1 protein-coding gene is annotated in these 360 nt (G+C 65.8%); it reads right to left on the reverse strand.

Annotated elements, in window-relative coordinates; translation table 11 throughout:
• The coding region (locus C5748_RS27545) for an ISAs1 family transposase (RefSeq protein WP_146119667.1) at positions 1 to 360 on the reverse strand (360 nt) is incomplete at both ends.

Below are 360 nucleotides of genomic sequence, written 5' to 3' on the forward strand. Positions count from 1 at the left end.
GATGGTGTTGGCAGGTGTCCGGACCAGCGTCGGCGAAGAAGCGCTCGACTTCGGCGCAAAGGGCGGGCCAGTTGCCCTTGAGGGCAAGCAGATAATCGGCGCCCTTGTTGCGGATGGCGGCGGCGATCTTGGTCTGGCAGCCCATGGCGTCGATGGTCACCAGGGCGCCGGTGAGCTCCAGCCGCTCAAGCAATTCGGGGATGGCCGTGATCTCGTTGGATTTTTCCGCGCAGGCCTGCTGTCCCAGCACGAGACGCTGGCGTGCGGCCCAGGCTGAAACCAGATGCAGCGGGTTCTGTCCCCTGCTGCGGTTGTGGGCGCGGCGCGAGGTCTTGCCGTCGATGGCGACGATGTCGGGAT

The sequence above is a fragment of the Phyllobacterium phragmitis genome (genome assembly GCF_002980495.1).
Taxonomy (GTDB): Bacteria; Pseudomonadota; Alphaproteobacteria; order Rhizobiales; family Rhizobiaceae; genus Paramesorhizobium; species Paramesorhizobium phragmitis.